This window comes from Actinomycetota bacterium (genome assembly GCA_030682655.1).
Taxonomy (GTDB): domain Bacteria; phylum Actinomycetota; class Coriobacteriia; order Anaerosomatales; family JAUXNU01; genus JAUXNU01.
Map to the genome: position 1 here is coordinate 1 of JAUXNU010000115.1, position 1443 is coordinate 1443.

Annotated in this window: 3 protein-coding genes; all 3 read left to right on the forward strand. The window is 66.5% G+C overall.

Annotated features, from left to right (window positions below):
* The coding region (locus Q8K99_06840) for a TraG/TraD/VirD4 family protein (GenBank protein MDP2182268.1) at nt 1-700 on the forward strand (700 nt) is incomplete at its 5' end.
* Between the two features lie 26 nt (nt 701-726).
* The gene (locus tag Q8K99_06845) at nt 727-1062 is read left to right on the forward strand and encodes a hypothetical protein (protein ID MDP2182269.1); all 336 of its coding nucleotides are present in this window, start codon (nt 727-729) and stop codon (nt 1060-1062) included.
* Nucleotides 1063-1069: 7 nt separating this feature from the next.
* A partial coding sequence (locus tag Q8K99_06850; GenBank protein MDP2182270.1) for a hypothetical protein occupies nt 1070-1443 on the forward strand: 374 nt, incomplete at its 3' end.

Below are 1443 nucleotides of genomic sequence, written 5' to 3' on the forward strand. Positions count from 1 at the left end.
CAACTCCCACGGCGGGCAACTCCCGGTCCCGGTCAACATCCTCTTCGAGGAGTTCGGCAACATCCCTAAGATCCCTGAGTTCGTCTCCATGCTCACGATGGCCCGGAGCCGCGGGATCCGGCTGCTCATGGTCGTGCAGAGCATCGAGCAGCTTGAGCGCTATGCCGAGGGGCGCGTTGAAGCGGCCTCGCTCATCGGCGGCAACTGCTCGGCGATCGTCTACCTCGCCAGCGCGTCGGGCAAGACGCACCGGCTGATGAGCGACCTAACCGGCACGAAGACGATCATGGTTCGCGACGGCGGATCCTCTCAGCGCAATGGCGGGGGGCTTGTGGGGGCCAGCCACACGACTTCGCGCTCCGACAAGCTGACGTCGCGCCCCGTCCTCATGCCCGACGAGATCGCGCGCCTCTCTCCCGAGGTGGACGGCGCGCTCGTGGTGCGCCGCGGGATGAACGCTGCGCTCTTCCCGGTGCCGGATCTCTCGCTGCTTTCAGTCGACAAGGCGTTCGGCCTCGGTGATCCCAAGCACGCGAGTCACGTGCGGGCCGCGCGTCAGGCCGCGCGCGACGTCCACGTGATCGACCTGCCGCCGATCTGGCATGGCGAGGAGCTGCTCCCCGAGGGGCTCAAACTCTTGGGCCAAGAACGACCGGGACCGACAAGGGCGCCCGCCGAGCGCGTGGGCGTAGACAGATGAGGGACTCGACGAAGGAGAGTGGAGCGATGAGGGGACTGTACGGGAAGGGCCGCGCCGCGCTGGTGGCCGCGACGTTCGCGCTGGCCGCGGCGACGCCCACAGTCGCGCTGGCTGTGACAGACATAACCGGATTCTTCGCCAAGATCGACACGCTCGCCAAACAGGTACAGGCCGGTGTGACGCTGATCTTCGCCACGATCGCGGTCATCGGCGGCGGCGTACTCATCACCATGGCAGTGCTCACGCAAGACGAGCACATGCGCCGGCAGCGCTGGCAGCAGTTCTGGGGCCTGCTCGCCCTGTGCATCGCATTCGCCGTGCTGCCGTGGCTCGTCCCGTTCCTCATCACGCAGTTCGGCTAGAGCCCTCATGGACACCATCACTGCATGGTGGAACGGCTGGCTCGTCGGCGTGTTCAGCGGCTTCTTCGACATGATCGCCAAGGTGCTCATCAATGTCGGCACGTTGTCAGCCGCGCTGATCCACTGGGCTCCCGTCGTAAACGCCATGACCACGGTGCAGGTGTTCGCCACGGCCGTGCTGGGTCTGAAGGTCGGGCTCGATGTGTACTCGCGCTACATCCTGCAGCTCTCCGGCGAGGACAGCGACCCGCTCGACTCGGTGCTCATCCGCGCCGCCGGGGCGGCCGCGCTCATCTGGTCGATCCCACTCGCAGTCTCGCTGGCCGTCGATGTCGGCAACAAGCTCACGAGCGACGTGCTGACCAACTCGGCTGTCGGTGC

Coding starts and splice junctions, on each gene's coding strand:
- Q8K99_06845 (MDP2182269.1), top strand. CDS start 727: ATGAGGGGACTGTACGGGAAGGGCCGCGCCGCGCTGGTGGCCGCGACG.